Source organism: Pseudooceanicola aestuarii, from assembly GCF_010614805.1.
Classification (GTDB): Bacteria; Pseudomonadota; Alphaproteobacteria; order Rhodobacterales; family Rhodobacteraceae; genus Pseudooceanicola; species Pseudooceanicola aestuarii.
The window spans coordinates 840,606-861,209 of sequence record NZ_JAAFZC010000001.1 but is presented as its reverse complement, the minus strand read 5'-3'; the positions used below and the strand labels follow the sequence as shown (position 1 = coordinate 861,209).

The following is a 20,604-nucleotide window of genomic DNA, read 5'->3' as shown; positions in this document are numbered from 1 at the left end:
TGGTGCGAAAAAAATTGGCATCGCTGCCGTCGGACAGGCCGCAACCGCCCTACCCGTTGTCCCGCAGCACGTTCCCGGCCAGGTAGAGCGATCCGCAGATCAGGATTCGGGCCTTGGGCGTGGCGGCGGCGATCTGCTGCACGGCGGCCACTGCATTGTCGGCGGTGGTGGCGGTCATCCCGGCGGCGCGGGCTGCGGCGGCGGTCCGGTCGGCAGGCAGGGTGTTGGCCTCGCCGGGGATGGCGATGGCGGTCAGCCCCTCGGCGTGGGCGGCCAGTGGGGTCATGTAACCGGCGACATCCTTGGTGTTCAGCATTCCGCAGACCAGGTGCAACGGGCGCGGCGGCAAGGTCGCCAGGTGGGTGGCCAGCGCAGTCCCGGCGGCGGGGTTGTGACCGCCGTCCAGCCACAGTTCCGCATTGGGGGCGGCATCCACCAGCGGGCCGTGACGCAGGCGTTGCATCCGGGCGGGCCAGTGCACGTCGGTCATCGCGGCCTCGGCCGCGGTCTCACCCAGGGCGAGGTGCCGCAGGGCGGCCAGCGCGGTGCCGGCGTTGTCGATCTGGTGGGCGCCCGGCAGGGCGGGCAGAGGCAGGTCCAGCAGCCCGGTTTCGTCCTGGTAGACCAGGCGGTCACGCTCTGTCCCGACGTGCCAGTGCTGGCCATGGACCAGCAGCGGCGCGCCCAGCCGTTCGGCGCGCGCCTCGATCACCTCCAGCGCGGGATCGGACTGGCGGGCGACGATGCAGGGCACGCCGCGTTTCAGGATGCCGGCCTTTTCGGCGGCGATCATGCGGATGTCGCTGCCCAGGTAGCCTTCGTGATCCATCGACACCGGGGTGATCACGGTCAGCGCCGGGCGGTCCACCACGTTGGTCGCGTCCAGCCGTCCGCCCAGCCCGACCTCCAGCAGGGTGAAATCCGCGTGCGTCCGGGCAAAGGCCAGCAGCGCGGCGCAGGTCGTGATCTCGAAATAGGTGATGGCGTCGGGGCCGTTGGCGGCCAGGCATTCGTCCAGCAGAGCGGCCAGCGCGTCCTCGCCGATCACGGTGCCGGCAAGGCGGATGCGTTCGTGAAAGCGCACCAGATGGGGCGAGGTATAGGCATGGGCAGTCTTGCCGGCCCCCTCGATCCCGGCGCGGATCATCGCCTGGGTGGAGCCCTTGCCATTGGTGCCGGCGATATGGATCACCGGGGGCAGCCGGTCCTGCGGCCGGTCCAGCGCATCGAGAAGGCGCAGAACGCGATCCATCACCAGGTCGATGACCTTGGGATGCAGCCGCATCATCCTGTCGAGCAGGAGATCGGAATGCGGCTGGCTCACGTTTTCTTGGCGTCCTTGGCGGGTTTGCCTGCCTTTTCGGCCTTTTTCGGGGTCTCGGGCGCGGCCTTGGGCGTGTCCTTGACCTCGGCCTCGGGGGCTTTCTCAGGGGCGGTGGGTTCGGGCAGGGCGGGGGCCTCGCTGGGCGGGGGCAGGTCGCCCTTGATCGCCGGCGGCAGGCCCATCAGCATCCGCACGATACCGATCAACTCGTCCCGCATCCGGGTCCGCACGGTGACCCGGTCCAGCATCCCGTGATCGAGAAGGTATTCGGCGCGCTGGAACCCTTCGGGCAGCTTTTCGCCGATGGTCTGCTGGATCACGCGTGGCCCGGCAAAGCAGATCAGCGCATTGGGTTCGGCGATCTGCACATCCCCCAGCATCGCGTAGGAAGCGGTCACGCCACCGCTGGTCGGATGGGTCAGAACCACGATATAGGGCAGTCCGGCCTCTTTCAGCATCTGCACGGCGACGGTGGTGCGCGGCATCTGCATCAGGGACAGGATCCCCTCCTGCATCCGGGCGCCGCCGGCGGCGGAAAAGACGATCAGCGGCGCCTTGCGCTGCACCGCGCGTTCGGCGGCGGCGATGAAGGCATTTCCGACATACATCCCCATGGACCCGCCCATGAAGCCGAAATCCTGACCGGCGGCGACCACGGGGGTGCGCCCGATCTCGCCTTCGGCGACCAGCATGGCCTCGGCCTCGCCAGTCTGTTTCTGCGCCGCCTTCATCCGGTCGGGATAGCGTTTCTGGTCGCGGAAATGCAGCGGGTCGGCGATCGGTTCCGGCACTTTCACCTCGGTAAAGACGCCGCCGTCGAACAGCGCCTCGAACCGGGCGCGGGGCGTGATCGCCATGTGGTGCCCGCAATTGGTGCAAACGTTCAAATTGTCCGTCAGCTCCCGGTGGAACAGCATGGTTCCGCACGCGTCGCATTTGGACCAGAGGTTTTCAGGTACCTCGCGCCGCGAGAAGATCGAATTGATCCGCGGGCGCACGTAATTCGTGATCCAGTTCATCGTCCTGCCTTTGCCATTGGCGTTGCCCCGGAGATAAGGCGCCGGGCCGGTGAATGCAATCAGCGACGGATCGCCAACCGCACCGCCAGCCAGCACAGGCCGATCACCAGCACCTCGATTCCCAGTGACAGGGTCAGAACGGGCGCGTGGCCGGGGCGCGCGCCGTCTCCCGTCCAGCCGGGCAGCAACAGCAGGGCCAGCCCGGAATCCGGTCCGCCCGCCTCGCCGAACAGCAGGGTGGCATAGGCGTTGTTGGCCAGGTGGAACCCGATCGCCGGGCCCAGCGTGCCACTGCGCGCCGTCAGGTCCGAGGCGGCAAGGCCGAAGGCAAAGGCCCAGATCACGTATTGCGCGCCATCGCCGGGGGTGGCGCCGTTCTGCCAATGGGCGGCGGCGAACAGCAGGTTGGGCAGCACCATCCAGACCAGCGGTGCGGGGAAGCGCGCCGCCAGCTGTTGCTGCACATAGCCGCGGTACAGCAGCTCCTCCGATCCGGTCTGCACCAGCAGGACCAGCAGCGCGGGCGCCAGCAACAGCAGCCAGCGGGCCAGCCCGGTGCTCCAGACCTCCCCGGGTGCCAGCCAAGGCGGCAGCAGTTGCAGGGTCAGCAGCAGCGCCAGCCCGCCGATCAGCGCCCGCAGCCCGTCGCGCCAGGCGATCCGCGCCGGACCCATCAGCGCCCCCGGTGCCAGCCCGTGCAGCGCCCGTGCCACCAGGATCACCGCCAGCCCCATCAGTCCGAAAGCTCCCAGCTGGATCAGCAGCCCGGCTGCGCTGTCGCCTTGCCGCATCGCCTGGCCCAGCTGTGGCGCGATGCGTCCTAGCCCCAGCCCGAACATCCCGTAGAGACCGGAGAACAGCATTTCCACCAGCACCACGCCCAGGACGCATTTCCAGATCCGGTGATCGCGGCGCGCAGGCGCGGCCAGCGCCATCTGCGGCGCATAGGCGGGTGGGGGATGCAGGATCATCGTCGGCTCACGCAGGGGGGTGTCATTGCGCGGTCATCGGCGCAGGGCGATCCGTGCGGCCAGCCACAGGATCGCCAGCATCAGCGCCTCGGCCGGGGCCTGCGCGGCCAGGGCGCCGCCATCCGGCGCCTCGGGATAGAGGTAGAGCGCCAGGCCAGACAGGCCTCCGCCCAGCGAGACGCAGAAGATCGCCAGGAAATTGTTCACCAGGTGCAGCGCGATGGCCGGGCCCAGGGTGCCGCTGCGCGCCGTCAGATCCCCTGCGATCAGCCCGAACAGAGTGGCGATTCCGATCAGGAAGGGCGCGGTTTCCACGGTGCGCGGGTCGAAATGCATCACGCCGAAGATCAGCGCCGGCAGGCCCAGCCACAGCACGCGCGACCGGAACCGGGCCGCCATCCGATTTTGCAGGAATCCGCGAAAGACGGCCTCCTCCACGCTGACCTGCACCAGCAGCGCGACCAGCCCCGGCACCAGCCAGGCCAGCCAGATCGCGGGCGCCAGGTTAGGCACCGGCTGGCCCAGGTCGGGGTTGGGCAGGACCAGCGCAAACACGGCCAGCGGCGCCGCGACCGCCAGCACCGTGCCGAATTGCCGCAAGGCGCGTCGCGGCGGTCCGGTCAATGCCCCCGGCCCCTGTCCGTAGATCAGACGCCAGACCAGCAGCAGCGCCGCGCCCGGCAGGGCAAAGCTGCCCAGCATCAGCACAACCTGCGCCGGTTCGGCCCCCAGCCCGGCGCCGCGCAGCATTGCCGGCGCCAACCGGGCCAGCGCGACGAACCCCGCCGCCGTCAGCAGCGCGGTCAGCCCGGCGAAGACCAGCACTGCCAGTGCCAGCCATCCCAGTCCAGTCCTGTTCGTTCCTGCTGTCACGCCGCGCCCCTTGCCTTGCCGCCTCGGGGCGGTTGTGCGGCACGCTATCGCCGGTGGCGGGCGCCCGCAATGCGGCAGCTGCGCCGCACCGGGCATCGGCCCGCGCCAGGGGTGTTCCGCAAACGGACTTGTGCGATGCACGACCCTTCAGTATCCCCGAACAGGACCAATCGGGGAGGCCAGACATGACGAAATTCGACAAATCCAAACTTCCCAGCCGACATGTGACCGAAGGGCCGGAACGGGCGCCACACCGCTCCTACCTATATGCGATGGGCATCACGGAGGAGGAGATCCACCAGCCGCTGGTCGGTGTCGCCACCTGCTGGAACGAGGCCGCGCCCTGCAACATCGCCCTGAACCGTCAGGCGCAGGCGGTGAAGCAGGGGGTGAAGGCCGCCGCCGGGACGCCGCGCGAATTCACCACCATCACCGTGACCGACGGCATCGCCATGGGGCACGAGGGGATGCGCTCATCTCTCGCGTCGCGGGAGGCGATCGCCGACACGGTGGAGCTGACGATGCGCGGCCATTGCTACGACGCCATCGTGGGTCTGGCGGGGTGTGACAAGTCGCTGCCGGGGATGATGATGGCGATGGTACGCCTGAACGTGCCCTCCGTCTTCATCTATGGTGGGTCGATCCTGCCGGGGCGCCTGAACGGCAAGGATGTCGTGGTGCAGGACGTGTTCGAAGCGGTCGGCCAGCATCAGGCGGGCGAGATGTCGGATGCCGAACTGGCGATCCTGGAGCGCGTGGCCTGCCCGTCCTCGGGGGCCTGTGGCGGGCAATATACCGCCAACACCATGGCTTGCGTCTCCGAGGCGATCGGCCTGGCGCTGATGAATTCCTCCGGGATGCCCGCGCCCTATGAATCGCGTGACCAATATGGCGCGGCCTCGGGCGAGGCGGTGATGAACCTGATCGCCCGGAATATCCGCGCCCGTGACGTCGTCACCCGGCAAAGCCTGGAGAACGCCGCCCGCGTCGTGGCCTGCACCGGCGGGTCCACCAACGGCGGGCTGCACCTGCCGGCAATCGCCCACGAGGCGGGGATTGATTTCAACCTGTTCGATGTCTGCGACATCTTCCGCGACACGCCCTATTTCGTGAACCTCAAGCCGGGCGGGGAATACGTGGCCAAGGATCTCTACGAGGTCGGCGGCGTGCCCGTGGTGCTTAAGGAACTGCGCAAGGCCGGCCTGCTGCACGAGGATTGCATGACTGCCTCGGGCCGCAGCATCGGGGAGGAGCTGGACCAGATCACGCGGGAGGCCGATGGCCGCGTCATCCACCCGGTGGAAACGCCGATCTCCGCCACTGGCGGGGTTGTCGGGCTGAAGGGCAACCTGGCCCCGGAAGGCGCCATCGTGAAGGTCGCGGGGATGAGCGCGGAAGAACAGGTCTTCTCCGGTCCGGCGCGCGTCTTCGAATGCGAGGAAGATGCCTTTGCCGCCGTGCAGAACCGCGAATATGCCGAAGGCGAAGTGATCGTGATCCGCAACGAAGGCCCCGCAGGCGGCCCCGGGATGCGGGAAATGCTGGCCACCACGGCGGCCCTGTCCGGTCAGGGCATGGGCAAGAAAGTCGCGTTGATCACCGATGGCCGGTTCTCCGGCGCGACGCGGGGGTTCTGCGTGGGCCATGTGGGACCGGAGGCGGCGCATTGCGGCCCCATCGCGCTGGTGCGCAACGGCGATCACATCACCATCGACGCGGTGAAGGGCGAGATTTCCGTGGACCTGACGGATGCGGAGCTGGAGGCGCGCAAGGCCGACTGGCCCGGCCCCCGGCCCACGATCTATGCCTCCGGCGCGCTGTGGAAATATGCGGAGCAGGTCGGTTCCACCTATCTGGGGGCGGTGACGCATCCGGGCGGCAAGGCCGAAAAGCATGTTTACGCGGATCTCTGACGGGATTCGCGCCAGGCGCGGCCCCTGGCGCCTGGCCTCTGTAGTGTTGCTGCCGCTGGCGCTGTCCGGCTGCCTTGAAGGGGCGGGGCCGGACGCGGTTCCCGCCGACCGCCCCAAGCGGCTGAGCGAGATCAAGACGACGGAGGGAGGGTTGGGCTTCCTCTCCAGTCTGAAACGGCCCATCGGCCCCGTCCTGCAACAGGCGCGCACGGCGGGCGGCGCCGTCGTTATCGCCGGCCCCGAGGGGTATTGCGTCGAAGGCCGGTCGCTGAAGACCCGGCAGCGCGGCGGGTTCGCGGTGCTGGCGCGTTGTGACATCCTGTCGGGTGGAGATATCGGGGCCCCGGTGGCGCTGGCTCTGCTGACCGTAACGATCGCGCCGGCCGGTGACGTCACGGTGCTGCCCTCCGCCGCTGACATGGCGCGCGATTTCACCTATCTTGGCGTATTGGACATGGTGGATGGCCAGGGCGTGCACATGCTGCACCTGGAAACCGGCGGCAACGACCATGTGCCTGCGGTCGATCCCCGGCATTGGCGCGGCGCCTTCCTGCTGAATGGCTATGTCGTCGGGCTGGCCGCCTATGGGCCGCGTGACAGTTCGGTGGTGGCCGATGGCGGGCAGGCGCTGCTGCTGGCCATGGCCCGCCGAATGCGCAGCGCCAGCCCCGAAGGCGCGCCCTCCGCCAACCCCGAAGCGGCAGAGACTGTGCCAGCCCTGGCCGATGCGGGCCGCCCCGCCGGCGCTGCGGAGGCACCTGCAACCCCCGCCGCGGCCACCAGCGCTAGAAGCGCCGAAGCTGACGGGCCGGGCGCTGCCGCATCCGCCGACGGCCCCGCGCCGGGCGGGCTGTCGGGAGGCCTGTTCCCGTAGCCGCGAAATCGTCTATGGTGCCGCAGGTGGACGAACGGGCAGGCCGATGGCGGCGCCCGTCCGGGACGGCAACAACGGGCGGTCAACGCGCGACTGACGGCAGGGCATGGCATGGCAAGGACGGGACAATCCCTGGTGGACAGGATCAGGCTGCGGCGCGAAATGCGGCGCTGGCGGCGCATCGCGCGCGGCGCCCCCCGTGCACCGATGCACATCCTGCGCGATCATCGCAACCAGGCGCGTGGCCTGCGCGAACTGCTGGACCGGGTGATCCGCACCGCTGAATATCGCCTGACGCTGCCCTATGTCGGCTCCAACGCCTTTCCCGTGCCGCATGATGCCGATTGGTCATGGCGCCCGCAGCTGTGGCGCGAACCTCTGACGCCGCGCGGCATGGCTTCGGTCCGGTCGAAATCCATGCTGGGGGCAGAGGCGTCGCTGTTCCACGATTGCGACCGCTCCGAATTGTCGATGCGTCAGGTCCGCAACCGACGGGAAAGCGACCTCGCCCCGTTTGGCCTGCGGCTGGACGTTTTCACCTTTGACGGCACGTTCCTGTCGCTGGTGTTGCAAATGCCGCCAGAGGCCGTCGCCGGGCTGAAACGCCGCCACCTGATCCGCATGGAAGCCATCGTGGAGCTGGAAAAACCGCTGGAGCTGTTCGCCCGGCTGAACATCCGCCATGGCCCGAATACCGAACAATTGGTGCGGGAGGTCGAATTGAACGGCCGCGACATGGTGGTGGAATTCGATCTGGCCTATTCCAAGTTGAACGAAAAACGGATCGAAGGCGCCTGGCTGGACCTGATCTTCGATTCGCCGGAGATGAACCAGATTGTCCTGCGCGACGTCACCTTCAGCCGCCGCCCGCGCGCCGAACTTTGATCCCCCGGAGGGCCCGACATGACCGCCGCCACCTTTTCGACCGAACCGCGCCTGACCAAGACCCGCCTGTTCGAAGGCGTCTGGGAAGGTGTTCTGGAAGGACCGCAGGGCGATCATGCGCCCGATCTGGCGGTCACGCTGGACGGCGATCCCCTGGCGGGGGTCGAAATCACCGCCGCCGACGCGCCCGGTGAATGGCTGGTGCGGGTTGCGGTGCCGGTGGCGGCCATTCGCGACGGGATTCAGACCGTCCTGATCACGGAGGCCGGAAGCGGCGCGGTGCTGAATTCCTTTGCGGTGCTGGCCGGGGACAGCGCCGCCGGCAGCCTTCAGGCCGAGGTCGATCTGCTGCGGTCGGAACTGGATATGCTGAAACGTGCCTTCCGCCGGCATTGCGTCGAAACCGCCTGAGCAGCGCCCAGGGGCGTTCGACCCGACGTCACCCGACCTGACCTTACGGCATTTGAAACTTTCCCGCCTCGGTTCGCGTGAATGGCCCGTTTCCGGGACGCGCGCGATTGTCGCTATCTTGTCATCAACGCAGCCAGAAACCACCCCGTTAATGCCGGTCCCGCGCCCCGATCCTGCCTGAATTGGTGCTGATAACGAAACGGAACGAGACGTGGGATAGGTGGTTTCAATGGACCGGCTGACAGAGATGGAAGCATTCGCGACGGTGGTAGACCAAGGTGGGTTTACCGACGCCGCAAAGAAGATGGGCATATCCAAGTCGGCTGTTTCCAAGCATGTTTCCTCCCTTGAGGCACGGCTGGGGGCGCGGTTGCTGAACCGCACCACGCGCCGTGTCTCGCCCACGGAAATCGGCCTGGCCTATTACGATCGGGCCCGCCGGGTGCTGAACGACGCGGGAGAGGCCGACGCGCTTGTCACCTCGATGCAATCCGCGCCTTCCGGCCTGTTGCGGATCTCCGTCGCGACCGATTTCGGGGTGAACCACCTGTCGCCGGTGCTGGGCGAATTCCTTGCGGAATTTCCGGAAATCACCGTGAACATGGTCCTGAACAACCGCTACGTCGAACTGATCTCGGAAGGGTTCGACATGGCGATCCGCATCGGAGAGCTGGAAGACAGCACCCTGCGCGCCCGCAAGCTGACGGAGACGGCGAAACGGATGATCGCCTCGCCCGCCTATTTCGAGAAATACGGCCGCCCGCAGAAGATCGACGATCTGAACGATCACAAGCTGCTGCATTATTCCAGCCAATCCTCGGGCAACGTCTGGAAACTGACCGCGCCATCGGGGGAGAAACGCCAGGTTCGCACTGCTGGCTGGCTGAGCGTGAATGACGGGCAATCCCTTCTGAACGCAGCGATTTCCGGGCTTGGCATCGCCTATCTGCCCAGCTTTCTCTATTCCGATGCGATGGAAAAGGGGCTGGTGGAGGACGCGATCCCCGATCTTCCGGTCGAGCTTCAGGGCATCTACGCGGTCTACCCGCCGGGCCGGTTCACGCAGCCCAAGGTCCGCGCCTTCATCGACTTCCTGGTCGATGCGTTCTCCGAAAAAGGTCCGCTGGACTGGTAATTTCCGATTTTCCCCCGCCACCCAAGGCAAACTTCACCCCGGCCCAGGCCGGGGTTTTTCTTTGTCTCACTCAGTATTCAGCAGCACCGCCTCGACCCGCCGGTTGGCCTCGCGGCCCTCGGCGGAGAGGTTGCCCAATAGGGGGGAGAGGTATCCGACCCCCTCGGCGCTGACCTGGACGGCGGGAACGCCGTGGCGGTCGATCAGGCGCCGGGCGACGGCCTGCGCGCGGCGCCGGGACAGGGCGATGTTGCCGTCCAACGCGCCCAGGCTGTCGGTATGGCCCACCAGCACGACGCGCCGCCCGGTATCGGCGCGCAGGTAGCCTGCCAACGTGTCGAGAGAGGCATAGGCGCTGTCCGCCAGTTCCGCCGACCCGACGCCGAAATCCAGATCGCGCAGCACCGCGTGGCCGCGTGTTTCCAACCGTGCCACCAGGTCCAGCCGTCCGGTGGCCGGACGGTCAGATGCGGGGGCCGGGGCCGGGGCTCCGTCGGTGGTGGTTACCCCCTCGGCGCTGCCGGGCGGGACGACATGCACCAGTTGGACATAGCCCGCCCCGGAGGAGCGGCTGACCACCAGGAAGATCGCCGACGTGCCATCGCCGCCGTCCCGCAGGGCCGAGAGGGCGCGGAAATCGAACAGATCGACATACATGTCCGGCGCGCTGAGGATATCGGCGGCGAACCGGAAGTCGAAACCGCCGCAATCCTGCGCCTGACAATCCAGAACGATGTCGAAGCCCGCCGCCGTCACCTGGCGTTTCAGCGCCGTCATCAGTTGCAAAGTGGTCATCGCCGAACCAATGCGCCAGCTGCGCCGCGTCACCTCGCCGTCCACCAGGCGGCTGGGCAACTGCGTGCCGTCATGGGGGGCAAGGGGCAGGGTGAAGCTGTCGGCGGCGCGTGGCCCCGTGAAAAGCGGCGCGGCGCGCCCCGGCAAGGTCAGGTCCAAGGCCCGACCGGGCTGGGGCAGCACCAGGGCCAGCGCGACCGCCAGCCCCGCGACCGCCCTACCGCGCCTGGGCGTGGTATTCGTCATTCGGTTTCATGTTGGTGGCAGAGGCCACGCGGTTGGTCATGTTGAAAAAGGCCGCCACGTTGGCGATGTCCCAGATATCACGGTCGGAAAAACCCAGATCGCGCAGCGCCTGCCGGTCGGATTCCGCGATCGCGGCGCTTTCGCGGGTGATCTGAGCGGCGAAATCCAGCATTCCGCGCTGCTTCGGGGTCAGGTCGGCGACGCGGTAATTCATCACCATCATCTCTCCCAGCTTCGGATCGCCGGACAATTCGCGCACGGCGGCGCCATGGGCGGTCAGGCAGTAGAAGCAATGGTTGATGGAGGAGACGACCACCGCGATCATCTCCCGCTCCAGCTTGGTCAGGCCGCTGTCGGCCAGCATCAGGTCGTTGTAGATCGCGGTAAAGGCGTTCAGCTTGTCGATGTCAAAGGCGTGGGCCTTCAGCACGTTGGGCACCATGCCCAGCTTGTCCTGGCAGATGTCGAAATATTTCTGCGTCTTCTCGGGCAGCGGGTCGACCATCGGCAGGTTCAGGGCGGTGGGCATGTTGTCGGTCTTGGTCATCTGTCCTCGGCTCTCCTCAGGCGTCGGTTTCTGGCGCCGGTTTCTGGCGGTAGTGATAGTGTCCCACGATCTCCATCCCGAGGGAAGAATAGAGCCGGTTGGCCGCATCGTTCGCCCGGGTGCACAGCAGCGCGAAATCCGCCGCGCCCTGGGCCACCGCCCATCGGGCGATCCGCACGGTGCCATAGCGGCCCATGCCCTGCCGCCGCGCGGGGGGCGTGATTTCCAGCGCGTGCAGCATGGCGATGCCGTGGTGGATCGCGGCAAAGACGGTGCCGCCGACGCTGTTGTCCAGTTGCAGGACAGCGGAGATGCGCGGCCCGGCGGCGCGCGCCATCACCGCCAGGCGGTCGGGGCCGATGCCGCCCGCGGCCCAGATCTCGCGCTGAATGGCCAGCGGGGACCAGCCCAGGACGGCGGAATATTCGCCCGGCACCGGCTGCGCGGCGACCCGTGCAGCCGGGGCGGAATAGATGTTCGTGGGATCGATCAGCGCATAGCCCCGCGCCGCCAGCAACGCGTCCAGCCTGGCATCCGCCGCCGTCAGCCGAAACAGGGGCTGCTGGTCGATGGCCGCCATCGCGCTTTCGGCCAGGGTGACCTCTCCCTCCGTGATCTCGCCGACCGTTGCGGGGCCCAGGGGCAGAGCGGCGGACACGCGCTTGCCGCCCCCCAGCCCGCGCCGGATCGCCCAGGGGCCGATAAGCTGGCGTTCGGCGGCTGGCCATGTCGCGTCGGTGGCGTCAAGATGGCGCGCGATGACGCTCACGCGGGGAAAATCTCGGCCAGGCGGGTCATCGCCGCATCCACCCGCGCCGCATCGCTGCCGCGCACCACGACATTGGCGCCGTAGACGCCGTTGTGCTGGTAGGGATAGGAACCAAAGGACAGGTCGGCGAATTCCGCCGCGAGGTCACGCAGGGGGCCGGCGATCTCACCCTCGCCGCGCTCGATCCGCAGGGATTGGGACAGCAGCGGCTGGCCGCCGGTCAGGGTGGGCAGGACGGTGGCCACCATGGCGCGGAAAACGTCCGGCACGCCGGCCATGACATGCACGTTGTCGACGGTGAAACCGGGCGCGATGGAAACCGGGTTTTCGATCAGCGTGGCACCTGCGGGGATACGGGCCATGCGCAACCGCGCCTCGGTGATTTCGACGCCGCGCGCCTCCCAATTGGCAACCAGAAGGGCGCGGGCATCGTCGCGGACGTCAATCGTGCGGTCAAAGGCCTGGGCAATGCAATCGGCGGTGATGTCGTCATGTGTGGGTCCGATCCCGCCGGACGTGAACACCGTGTCATGCGCGGCTGCCAGCGCCTGTACGGCGGTGACGATGGCGTCGGCGTCATCGCTGACGATACGGACCTCCCGCAGGTCGATCCCGATCTTCACCAGCTCCTGCGCGAGGTGGTGCATATTGGCGTCGCGGGTGCGGCCGGAGAGGATTTCATCACCGATGACAAGCATCGCGGCTGTGGGATTGGCCATTGGTTCGTTCGCCCCTAAACTTGCGCTTTCGCAACGGTATAGGCCCGGCTCATGCGCTTTCAAACCCCCCTTCTGCCCGCCCGGCTGATCCGCCGCTACAAGCGATTTCTGGCCGATGTCCGTCTGGAGGACGGGACCGAGGCGGTGGCCCATATCGGCAACCCCGGCTCCATGCTGGGGCTGGCAGAGCCGGGGATGCGGATCTGGGTCGAACCCAATGACGACCCGAGGAAAAAGCTGCGTTATGGCTGGCGGCTGGTCGATCACGAGAACGGCCATTTCACCGGGGTCGATACATCGGCCCCCAATCGGGCGCTGCGGGCGGCGCTGATCGCCGGCGAGGTGCCGGGGCTGGACAGCTATGCCGAGGTGCGGCCCGAACAGAAATACGGCCAGGGCAGCCGGGTGGATTTCCTGCTGCGGTCGCCCGGCCGTCGCGATGCCTGGGTCGAGGTGAAATCCGTGACCCTGTGCCGCCAGCCCGGCCTGGCCGAATTCCCCGACAGCGTGACCGCGCGCGGGTTGAAACACCTTGGCGATTTGCAGGCGATGGCGGATCAGGGCGCGCGGGCTGTACTGCTGTTCCTGGTGCAGCGCACCGATGCGGCCAGAGTCGGCGTGGCGGCGGATATCGACCCGGCCTATGCCCAGGGCCTGGCCGCCGCCCGCGCCAACGGGGTGGAAGTTCTGGCCCTGGGCACCCGCATCTCGCCCGAAGGGGTCTGGCCCGCCGATCCCCTGCCGCTGGCGTTGTAGCGGCCTCAGCCCGCGAGCCGCGCCACGGCATCGGCCAGCACATTCAGCCCGGCGGTCAGGTCGGCCTCCGCCGTGTCTTCTTCGAAGGCGTGGCTGATCCCGTTGATCGAGGGCACGAACAGCATCGCAACCGGCATTTTCGCCGCCACACTGGCCGCGTCATGCAGGGCGCCCGATTGCATCCGGCGCCAGCGGCCCGGCGCCTGAACCTGGGCCGCGCTGGCCAGCGCCTCCTGAAAGCGGGGGTCCATCGGCACCGGCTCCAGCCCCAGCATATCGGAGAATTGCAACTCCAGCCCACGCGCCTGTGCGACCTCGGTGGCGGCGGTGCGAATGATCTCTTCCATCCGGGCCAGCCGGTCGCCTTCGCCGTCGCGCCATTGCATGGAGAAAGTGCAGCGCCCCGGCACGATGGAATGCGCGCCGGGATGCAGATCCACGTGGCCGGTGGTCCAGACAGTCTGCGGCGTGACCACGTTGCGGAAACGTTCGGCAATCAGCGCCTGAAACGCCAGCATCCCCTGCAACGCGTCGCGGCGGCGGTGCATGGGCGTGGTGCCGGCGTGGTTCTGCTCTCCGGTAAAGGTGATGCGCATGTCGCGGATGCCGACGATATCGGTGACGATGCCGGCGGCCTCTCCGGCCTCGTCCAGCCAGGGGCCCTGCTCGATATGGCATTCGATGAACCCGGTGAACCGCGCCGGGTCCACCGGCTCGCCCGCCCGGTCCGCCATCCGGGCGCGCGCCTGCGCGAAGGTGACGCCGGTGCTGTCGGTCAGGGTGTCGGCCTCGGCCAGCGTGGTGTGCCCGGCCCAGATGCGACTGCCGGTGGTGACGCCAAAGCGCCCTTCCTCGTCCTGGAAGGACACGGCAGAGATCGGCACACCGGCGGCCTGACCGGCCCGCGCCAGTTCCAGCCCGCAGATCACCCCCAGGGCGCCGTCCAGCCAGCCGCCTTCGGGCTGGCTGTCGGAATGCGACCCGACCAGCAGGGAGGGGCCATCGGCCAGCCCCCAGACGGTGCCGGTCGCGTCGAACCGGGCCTCCAGCCCGGCATCGCGATACTTCTGGGCCAGCCAGTCACGGGCGGCGATGTCGGGGTCTGAATAGGCGGGACGGATCACCCCCTTGGAAACGCCTGCCGCGCCGAACCGGCGCAATTCGTGCAGATCGTTCAGGAACCTCTGGGGATCGACGGGGATCATCTGCATCTCCTTCACTGCGGGCGTGACTGCGGGGCGGGACCGGTGGTAACCGGGGCCAAGGGGCCACAGCCCCCGCGTGATGTCAAATCGCGCCGCGCGGACCGTCCTTCGTGCAATCACGCAATTGCCCGCCGGGGCACGGAGTTCCGTTTGCGCCGCAGGGCAGGCTCCCTTAGGCCGGGGCGAAAGGAGACGACGATGACCCATCTGTGGATGCGCGCGGAGACGCGCCCCTTCGAGGAACGCGCCGGTCTGACCCCCGAGGGGGTCGCGCAGCTGACGGACCGGGGGATCCGCGTCACCGTGGAACACAGCCGCACCCGCATCCTGCCGATCGACGGCTATGCCGCCGCCGGAGCGGAGCTGGCCGAGGAAGGCAGTTGGCCAGAGGCACCGGACGATGCGATCATCTTCGGGCTGAAGGAACTGCCCGAGGACGGCACCCCTCTGCATCACCGCCACATCATGTTCGGCCATGCCTACAAGGGCCAGCCCGCCGGGCAGATCCTGCTGCGCCGGTTCCGCGCCGGGGGGGGGACATTGCATGATCTGGAATACCTGCTGGATGCGGACGGGCGCCGGGTGGCGGCTTTTGGCTACTGGGCGGGCTATGTTGGTGCGGCGGTCAGCCTGAAATGCTGGGCGGCACAGCGGCGCGGCGGGATCTGCGGTCCGGTCTCCGCCTTTGCTGGCAAGGACGACCTGATCGACGAGATCCGCGCCAATCTGGACGGCACCGGCACCCCGCCGCGCGCCATCGTCATCGGGGCTCTGGGCCGGGTCGGCACCGGGGCGCGGGATTTCTGCACGGCGGTGGGCGTGCCCGTCACCAGTTGGGACATGGCAGAGACAGCCCATGGCGGCCCTTTCCCCGAGATCGCGGCGCATGAGGTCTTTCTCAACTGTATTCTGGCCGGGTCGCACACCCCGGTTTTCGTGCCCCGAGAGATGGCCGACGCCCCGCGCGCGCTATCGGTGATTGGCGATATCGCCTGTGATCCGACGTCCGATTTTTCGCCGATCAAGATCTATGATCAGGCTACGGACTGGGGCGATCCGGCATTGCGCGTGCGCACCGATCCGGTGCTGGACGTGATGGCCATCGACAATCTGCCCTCGCTGCTGCCGCTGGAAAGCAGCGAGGATTTCGCCCGGCAACTCCTTCCGTTCCTGAAAGAGGTCGGTACGCTGGACGGCACCGTCTGGGGCCGGGCGGAGAAGATATTCAAAACCAACATGGAGGCGTTGCAATGACAATTCACTGGTGTGGAACCGGGTTGTCCGCCGTGCCCGGCCTGCGGACCCTTCTGACTTCGGGCGCCGATGTCGTCGTCTGGAACCGCACCACGGCCAAGGCTGCGGAGGCGGTCGGCGATCTGACCGACGATATTCGTGCCTTCGATCTGGCGACCCTGTCGGGTGCGCTGGCGGCGGGCGATGTCGTTGTGTCGATGCTGCCGGCGGATTGGCATGTGCCATTGGCACAGGCGGCGCTGGAGGCGGGTGCGCATTTCGTTTCCTCTTCCTATATCTCTCCTGAGATGCGGGCGTTGGACGGCGCGGCACGGGACAAGGGACTTTGCCTGGTGAACGAGGTCGGGCTGGACCCGGGGATCGACCATCTGATGGCCCATGAGCTGGTCGGGAAGTGGCGGTCAAGCGATGATTTCGACAGCTCGGCGGAGCTGTCCTTTACCTCCTATTGCGGTGGATTCCCGAAAATTCCCAACGAGTTCCGCTACAAGTTCAGCTGGTCGCCGCTGGGTGTTCTGAAGGCGCTGCGCTCCCCCTCCCGGTCGATCCGGGATTGGGAGGTGCTGGAGGTCGATCGCCCCTGGCAGGCCATCACCCGCTACGAGGATCCGCGCGAACTGGGAGAGACCTTCGAGGCTTATCCCAACCGGGATTCGGTGCCGTTCATCGCGGAATACGAGTTCGGAAAGGACTGGAACGTCCGCAATTTCGTGCGCGGCACCCTGCGGCTGGACGGCTGGTCGGAGGCCTGGGCCGACGTGTTCCGCGAGATCGAGACGCTGGACGGTCCCGAGGGCGATGCTCGCCTGGCGGAGATGTCGGACGATTTCTGGTCCCGCCACGCCTATGGGGAGGGGGAGGCCGACCGGGTTGTCCTGTTCGTCACCCTGACGGCCAAGCAGGACGACAAGGTGCTGTTCGACCAGACTTGGGCCATGGATGCGCGCGGCACGGCGGAAACCTCGGCCATGGGGCGGCTGGTGTCGCAGACCGTGCGGCTGGCGGTTCAGGCGGTGATCGCCGGCGAAATCGCGCCCGGTGTCAGCGCCGCGCCCAGCGACCCGGAGATCACGGGCAGCTGGCTGGGTCAGATCGCCGGGGCCAACACCCATCTGGAAATCATCCAGCGCGTCGGTTGACCCGGCCCCGCCAGCCGCGATCTGGTGCCAAACCGGGCGCCGCACGATAAAAACCCCGGGCCGCATGGCCCGGGGTTTTTCGATGCTTCGATTCAGACTGGATTTTCAGTTCAGACTGTATGTTCTGTCAGTCCAATCATCACCGATGCATCCGAATTGCCTGACGTGTCAGGTCTTATTGAATTTCATAGGCCGACAATTCGTCGTCACCGTCTTCGCTGAAGACAGACACTTCGGCCTGTTCCATGCGCAGCAGCTGACGGGATTCGTCCTTGTAGACTTCTTCGCCCGGCACGATCTTGGTGGTGCCGTCGGTCACGATGACCGTGTCATTCTGCGTCATGTCGCGTTGCGTCTGCAGCTCGGCCGGGGTGGCAGCGATGGCTGCGGTGCCGGTCATCAGGGCTGCGGTGCTCAGAGCGATAAGGCGTTTCATGGTAATCTCCTTTTTCTTTTTCTCTCGGTGCAGGCCGTGTTGCCTGCGGTTCGAGGAGACAACACCGCGACAGGCGAAAAAGTTCGAACACGCGCTCTGCCAATAATGTGAGAACTGAAAGTGAACCGGATCGCCCCGTCGCGCGTAACGCCGCGCCGGGCGGTGCTATTCGCCGCGCGGACGGCTGGACGTCAGGCGGTCCAGGCTGGGCGCGTCATCGGATATTTCCTCGAAATCGAAATTGTCCAGCCGGGCGGCGCGCTTGCCCGCACGTTCGGCGGCGGTGCCGATTCCGTCCAGATCTTCGCGTGCCTGACGGAAGTGATTGTCCAGCTTCCCCACCCGTTCCACCACCAGTTCGACGTCGCGGTGCAGCTGGCGCAGGGTCTTGCGGATCGCGCCCGCCTGTTCGCGCATCCGCGCGTCCTTGAGGATGGCGCGCATGGTGTTCAGCGTTGCCATGCAGGTGGTGGGGGAGACGATCCAGACGCGGGCGTCGAACCCCTCCCGCACCACGTCGGTGAAATTGGCGTGCAGTTCGGCATAGACGGCCTCGGAGGGCAGGAACATCAGCGCGCCATCCGCCGTCTCGCCGTCGAGGATATAGCGGTCGGAGATCGCGCGGATATGGGTGCGTACCGCCTGGCGCAGCAATTGCGCGGCGCGGGCGACGTGTTCCGGACTGCGGGCGTTGCGCAGGGCCTCGTAGGACTCCAGCGGGAATTTTGCGTCGATCACGATGGGGCCAGGTGGGTTGGGCAGGTGGATCAGGCAATCGGCGCGGCGCCCGTTCGACAGGGTGGCCTGCACCGTGTAGCTGTCCGAGGGCAGCGCCTTGGACACGATGTCGTTCAACTGGATCTCGCCAAAGGCGCCGCGTGTCTGCTTGTTCGACAGGATGTCCTGCAACGACAGCACGTCGCCGGACAGGCGGGTGATATTTTCCTGCGCGCGGTCGATCGTCTTCAGCCGCTCTTGCAGGGCGGTCAGGGATTTCGTTGTCCGTTCCGACCCGCCGCGCAGTTGTTCGTTCATCTTCTCCTGCATCTCCGCCAAGCTGCGGGCCGAGCGCAGGGCGTTTTCATGCAGGCGGTCATTCATCTGCGCCTGAACATGGGCCATCCGGGTTTCCATGGTCTGGATCACCTGCGCCTGGGTGCTGGCCTGAGCGTTGGACACCGAGGTCAGGCCGCCGGCCAGCTGCTCCTGCCCGCGCGACAGCCCTTCCACGGCGCGCGACAACTGGGTCATCTGCCAGATCACCGGTTCGTTCGCACGGGCATTGCCGCGCAGCACCGCGATCAGCAGCCCCACGACCAGCAGCAGCAGCCCGCCCAGCCCCGCGGCCAGGATAAGCGGGTCGGCCAGGATCTGGGACAGGGGGGTCATGTGCGTCCGAACAGCCGTTCGATATCGGCCAGCTTCAGCTCCACATAGGTGGGACGGCCGTGGTTGCATTGGCCGGAATGGGGCGTTGCCTCCATCTGGCGGAGGAGTTCGTTCATCTCCGCCACCTGCATCCGGCGTCCCGACCGGATGGAGCCATGGCAGGCCACGCGGGAGAGGATCGCCTCGATCCGGGCTTGCAGGGTCTGACTGTCGTCCTGATCGGCCAATTCATCCAGCACGTCGCGCAGCATCGCCTCGGCGTTGATCTCGCCCAGGATGGCGGGGGTCTCGCGAATGGCGATGGCGCTGCCGCCGAAAGCTTCGAGGTGCAGGCCCAGGCGCGCCAGATCCTCGGCGGCTTCCAGCAGGCGGGCGCATTCCCCTGCGGACAGCTCAACGATTTCGGGGATCAGAAGCGCCTGGGAGGCGACACCATTGGCGGCCATCTGCGCTTTGAGCTTCTCGTAGACCAGCCGTTCATGGGCGGCGTGCTGATCCACCAGGATCATGCCGGTGCGGGTCTGTGCGACGATGTAATTCTCGTGCACCTGCGCGCGGGCGGCACCCAGGGGGTGATCCTCGGCCGGCGGCAGGTCGGGCCGGGGGTCTTCGACGATCTCGTGCCGGGCCGAGGGCGCGGTGTCGAAGGCAGGCAGGGAGGCCGGGCCTTCGGACAGGCCGGGTGCGGGCTGCGCCTGGGCCAGCGGCGTGTCGGACAGCGGCCGCGTGCCACGTTCCGGTGCCTGGTAGACGGGGGCGTGCGGTGCCTCGGCGGCGCCGGGTTCGGGACGAAAGGCGCCCAGTGTCGCCCCCGCCACGGTGGTGGAGGCGCGGTGCCCGGCCTCTGCCAGCGCATGGCGCAACCCGGTGACGATCAGCCCCCGCGCGGTGCCCGGATCGCGGAACCGAACCTCGGATTTCGCGGGATGCACGTTCACATCCACCAGCGTGGGATCGCAGGTCAGGAACAGCGCGGCGGCCGGGTGGCGGTCGCGGCTGAGAAAGTCGAAATAGGCCGCTCGCAGCGCGCCGGTCAGCAGTTTGTCCCGCACCGGGCGGCCGTTGACGAACAGGAATTGCGCCACCGCCGCGCCGCGCGAATAGGTCGGCAGTGCGGCATAGCCGGTCATGCGCAGCCCCTCGCGGGTGGCGTCGATGGCCAGGGCGTTCTCGGCAAAGTCGCGGCCCAGGATCGTAGCCAGCCGCCCGTGCAGCGCATCGAACAGGTCACCCGATTCGGGGTCGGCGCGGAACAGCACCCGCCCGTCGCCGCCGCCCGACGTGTCGCGCAGGGTGAACCCGACAAAGGGTTCCGCCATCGCCAGCCGCTTGATGATATCGGTCACGGCCTGCGTCTCTGCGCGGTCGCTGCGCAGAAATTTCAGCCGCGCGGGGGTGGCAAAGAACAGATCGCGCAGGTCCGCCACCGTGCCGGAATTCAGCGCGGCGGGGCGCACCGGGTCCGCCCGGCCGCCGGAGACGCGGATTTCGGCGGCCTCCGCGCCCGCCACGCGGGAGGTCAGGGTCAGCCGCCCCACGGCGGCCAGCGAGGGCAGCGCCTCTCCGCGGAAGCCGAAGGTGTGGATGTTCAACAGGTCTGAGCCATCGATCTTGGACGTGGCGTGGCGCGACAGGGCCAGGGGCAACGCGTCAGCCGCGATGCCGCAGCCATCGTCGCGCACGCGGATCAATGTCTTGCCGCCATCGGCAATGGTGATCTCTACCCTGGTGGCGCCGGCATCCAGCGCGTTTTCCACCAGCTCCTTCACCGCGGAGGCGGGGCGTTCCACGACCTCCCCGGCCGCGATGCGGTTGATCGCGGCATCGTCCAACTGGCGGATGACCGGGGCGTCGGGGCGTATCTTGGGGGCGGCTTGGCTCATCCAACTAGGTGTAGCATGGGCGGGCCGAGTCGGAAATGGGGCGCGCGGCGGAAAGCTGTGG

20 protein-coding genes are annotated in these 20,604 nt (G+C 67.5%); 8 read left to right on the top strand and 12 right to left on the bottom strand.

Features of this window, described 5'->3' with window-relative positions; genetic code table 11:
* Positions 1–49: 49 nt before the first annotated feature.
* Genes G5A46_RS04025 through G5A46_RS04010 form a run of 4 tightly spaced genes read right to left on the bottom strand, consistent with a single transcriptional unit; the run spans position 50 to position 4,187 of the window.
* Positions 50–1,324 carry a bifunctional folylpolyglutamate synthase/dihydrofolate synthase gene (locus G5A46_RS04025; protein ID WP_163847530.1) on the bottom strand — a complete coding sequence of 425 codons (1,275 nt, stop codon included), beginning with the start codon at positions 1,322–1,324 and terminating at the stop codon, positions 50–52.
* The gene (gene accD, locus G5A46_RS04020; RefSeq protein ID WP_163847528.1) at positions 1,321–2,343 is read right to left on the bottom strand and encodes an acetyl-CoA carboxylase, carboxyltransferase subunit beta; all 1,023 of its coding nucleotides are present in this window, start codon (positions 2,341–2,343) and stop codon (positions 1,321–1,323) included. Before accD ends, G5A46_RS04025 begins: the two co-directional genes overlap by 4 nt.
* A gap of 59 nt (positions 2,344–2,402) precedes the next feature.
* Positions 2,403–3,314, bottom strand: a complete 912-nt coding sequence (locus tag G5A46_RS04015; RefSeq protein ID WP_163847526.1) for a CPBP family intramembrane glutamic endopeptidase — start codon at positions 3,312–3,314, stop codon at positions 2,403–2,405.
* Between the two features lie 33 nt (positions 3,315–3,347).
* Complete coding sequence (locus tag G5A46_RS04010; RefSeq protein WP_163847524.1) at positions 3,348–4,187, bottom strand: CPBP family intramembrane glutamic endopeptidase; 840 nt, start codon at positions 4,185–4,187, stop codon at positions 3,348–3,350.
* Positions 4,188–4,372: 185 nt separating this feature from the next.
* On the opposite strand from G5A46_RS04010, the gene ilvD reads away from it, so the two are divergent.
* The 5 genes from ilvD (at position 4,373) to G5A46_RS03985 (ending at position 9,405) form a co-directional block, all read left to right on the top strand.
* On the top strand, positions 4,373–6,100 hold the full coding sequence (gene ilvD, locus G5A46_RS04005) for a dihydroxy-acid dehydratase (RefSeq protein WP_163847522.1): 1,728 nt from the start codon (positions 4,373–4,375) through the stop codon (positions 6,098–6,100).
* Complete coding sequence (locus G5A46_RS04000) at positions 6,081–6,974, top strand: hypothetical protein (protein ID WP_163847520.1); 894 nt, start codon at positions 6,081–6,083, stop codon at positions 6,972–6,974. The genes ilvD and G5A46_RS04000 overlap by 20 nt, the downstream gene beginning before the upstream one ends.
* Positions 6,975–7,085: 111 nt before the next feature.
* Complete coding sequence (locus G5A46_RS03995; RefSeq protein WP_163847518.1) at positions 7,086–7,859, top strand: DUF6478 family protein; 774 nt, start codon at positions 7,086–7,088, stop codon at positions 7,857–7,859.
* Between the two features lie 18 nt (positions 7,860–7,877).
* The gene (locus G5A46_RS03990) at positions 7,878–8,270 is read left to right on the top strand and encodes a hypothetical protein (protein WP_163847516.1); all 393 of its coding nucleotides are present in this window, start codon (positions 7,878–7,880) and stop codon (positions 8,268–8,270) included.
* A 229-nt stretch (positions 8,271–8,499) separates the two neighbouring features.
* On the top strand, positions 8,500–9,405 hold the full coding sequence (locus G5A46_RS03985) for a LysR family transcriptional regulator (protein ID WP_163847514.1): 906 nt from the start codon (positions 8,500–8,502) through the stop codon (positions 9,403–9,405).
* Between the two features lie 66 nt (positions 9,406–9,471).
* Here G5A46_RS03985 and G5A46_RS03980 read toward each other — a convergent pair whose 3' ends face one another.
* From G5A46_RS03980 to G5A46_RS03965, 4 genes are read right to left on the bottom strand one after another with little or no spacing between them, the layout of a single operon-like run.
* Positions 9,472–10,446 (bottom strand): OmpA family protein, encoded by a 975-nt coding sequence (locus G5A46_RS03980; protein WP_163847512.1) that lies wholly within the window; start codon positions 10,444–10,446, stop codon positions 9,472–9,474.
* Entirely contained in the window at positions 10,418–10,993 is a 576-nt protein-coding gene (locus G5A46_RS03975; RefSeq protein WP_163847510.1) for a peroxidase-related enzyme, read from the bottom strand. The genes G5A46_RS03980 and G5A46_RS03975 overlap by 29 nt, the downstream gene beginning before the upstream one ends.
* Positions 10,994–11,009: 16 nt before the next feature.
* Complete coding sequence (locus tag G5A46_RS03970) at positions 11,010–11,762, bottom strand: GNAT family N-acetyltransferase (protein WP_239520606.1); 753 nt, start codon at positions 11,760–11,762, stop codon at positions 11,010–11,012.
* Positions 11,759–12,481, bottom strand: a complete 723-nt coding sequence (locus G5A46_RS03965; protein ID WP_163847507.1) for a competence/damage-inducible protein A — start codon at positions 12,479–12,481, stop codon at positions 11,759–11,761. The genes G5A46_RS03970 and G5A46_RS03965 overlap by 4 nt, the downstream gene beginning before the upstream one ends.
* Positions 12,482–12,532: 51 nt before the next feature.
* On the opposite strand from G5A46_RS03965, the gene sfsA reads away from it, so the two are divergent.
* Positions 12,533–13,237, top strand: a complete 705-nt coding sequence (sfsA, locus tag G5A46_RS03960; protein WP_163847505.1) for a DNA/RNA nuclease SfsA — start codon at positions 12,533–12,535, stop codon at positions 13,235–13,237.
* Between the two features lie 5 nt (positions 13,238–13,242).
* On the opposite strand, the gene G5A46_RS03955 is transcribed toward sfsA, so the two are convergent.
* Positions 13,243–14,442 (bottom strand): hydantoinase/carbamoylase family amidase, encoded by a 1,200-nt coding sequence (locus G5A46_RS03955; RefSeq protein ID WP_163847502.1) that lies wholly within the window; start codon positions 14,440–14,442, stop codon positions 13,243–13,245.
* A gap of 198 nt (positions 14,443–14,640) precedes the next feature.
* On the opposite strand from G5A46_RS03955, the gene G5A46_RS03950 reads away from it, so the two are divergent.
* On the top strand, positions 14,641–15,696 hold the full coding sequence (locus G5A46_RS03950) for a saccharopine dehydrogenase (protein ID WP_163847500.1): 1,056 nt from the start codon (positions 14,641–14,643) through the stop codon (positions 15,694–15,696).
* Positions 15,693–16,835 (top strand): saccharopine dehydrogenase family protein, encoded by a 1,143-nt coding sequence (locus G5A46_RS03945; RefSeq protein WP_163847497.1) that lies wholly within the window; start codon positions 15,693–15,695, stop codon positions 16,833–16,835. Before G5A46_RS03950 ends, G5A46_RS03945 begins: the two co-directional genes overlap by 4 nt.
* Before the next feature lie 175 nt (positions 16,836–17,010).
* Here the strand turns inward: G5A46_RS03945 and G5A46_RS03940 are convergent, their stop codons facing one another.
* The 3 genes from G5A46_RS03940 to mutL form a co-directional block, all read right to left on the bottom strand.
* Entirely contained in the window at positions 17,011–17,271 is a 261-nt protein-coding gene (locus G5A46_RS03940) for a hypothetical protein (RefSeq protein ID WP_163847495.1), read from the bottom strand.
* A gap of 165 nt (positions 17,272–17,436) precedes the next feature.
* Entirely contained in the window at positions 17,437–18,660 is a 1,224-nt protein-coding gene (locus G5A46_RS03935; RefSeq protein WP_163847493.1) for a DNA recombination protein RmuC, read from the bottom strand.
* A complete protein-coding gene (mutL, locus tag G5A46_RS03930; RefSeq protein ID WP_163847491.1) occupies positions 18,657–20,543 on the bottom strand; it encodes a DNA mismatch repair endonuclease MutL in 1,887 nt (628 codons plus the stop codon). The genes G5A46_RS03935 and mutL overlap by 4 nt, the downstream gene beginning before the upstream one ends.
* Positions 20,544–20,604: the final 61 nt, after the last annotated feature.

What these genes read in the sequence shown, in the direction of transcription:
- accD (WP_163847528.1), bottom strand. Translation starts at nt 2,343, where the DNA reads ATGAACTGGATCACGAATTACGTGCGCCCGCGGATCAATTCGATCTTC.
- G5A46_RS04015 (WP_163847526.1), bottom strand. Translation starts at nt 3,314, where the DNA reads ATGATCCTGCATCCCCCACCCGCCTATGCGCCGCAGATGGCGCTGGCC.
- ilvD (WP_163847522.1), top strand. Translation starts at nt 4,373, where the DNA reads ATGACGAAATTCGACAAATCCAAACTTCCCAGCCGACATGTGACCGAA.
- G5A46_RS04000 (WP_163847520.1), top strand. Translation starts at nt 6,081, where the DNA reads ATGTTTACGCGGATCTCTGACGGGATTCGCGCCAGGCGCGGCCCCTGG.
- G5A46_RS03995 (WP_163847518.1), top strand. Translation starts at nt 7,086, where the DNA reads ATGGCAAGGACGGGACAATCCCTGGTGGACAGGATCAGGCTGCGGCGC.
- G5A46_RS03990 (WP_163847516.1), top strand. Translation starts at nt 7,878, where the DNA reads ATGACCGCCGCCACCTTTTCGACCGAACCGCGCCTGACCAAGACCCGC.
- G5A46_RS03985 (WP_163847514.1), top strand. Translation starts at nt 8,500, where the DNA reads ATGGACCGGCTGACAGAGATGGAAGCATTCGCGACGGTGGTAGACCAA.
- G5A46_RS03980 (WP_163847512.1), bottom strand. Translation starts at nt 10,446, where the DNA reads ATGACGAATACCACGCCCAGGCGCGGTAGGGCGGTCGCGGGGCTGGCG.
- G5A46_RS03975 (WP_163847510.1), bottom strand. Translation starts at nt 10,993, where the DNA reads ATGACCAAGACCGACAACATGCCCACCGCCCTGAACCTGCCGATGGTC.
- G5A46_RS03965 (WP_163847507.1), bottom strand. Translation starts at nt 12,481, where the DNA reads ATGGCCAATCCCACAGCCGCGATGCTTGTCATCGGTGATGAAATCCTC.
- sfsA (WP_163847505.1), top strand. Translation starts at nt 12,533, where the DNA reads ATGCGCTTTCAAACCCCCCTTCTGCCCGCCCGGCTGATCCGCCGCTAC.
- G5A46_RS03955 (WP_163847502.1), bottom strand. Translation starts at nt 14,442, where the DNA reads ATGATCCCCGTCGATCCCCAGAGGTTCCTGAACGATCTGCACGAATTG.
- G5A46_RS03950 (WP_163847500.1), top strand. Translation starts at nt 14,641, where the DNA reads ATGACCCATCTGTGGATGCGCGCGGAGACGCGCCCCTTCGAGGAACGC.
- G5A46_RS03945 (WP_163847497.1), top strand. Translation starts at nt 15,693, where the DNA reads ATGACAATTCACTGGTGTGGAACCGGGTTGTCCGCCGTGCCCGGCCTG.
- G5A46_RS03940 (WP_163847495.1), bottom strand. Translation starts at nt 17,271, where the DNA reads ATGAAACGCCTTATCGCTCTGAGCACCGCAGCCCTGATGACCGGCACC.
- G5A46_RS03935 (WP_163847493.1), bottom strand. Translation starts at nt 18,660, where the DNA reads ATGACCCCCCTGTCCCAGATCCTGGCCGACCCGCTTATCCTGGCCGCG.
- mutL (WP_163847491.1), bottom strand. Translation starts at nt 20,543, where the DNA reads ATGAGCCAAGCCGCCCCCAAGATACGCCCCGACGCCCCGGTCATCCGC.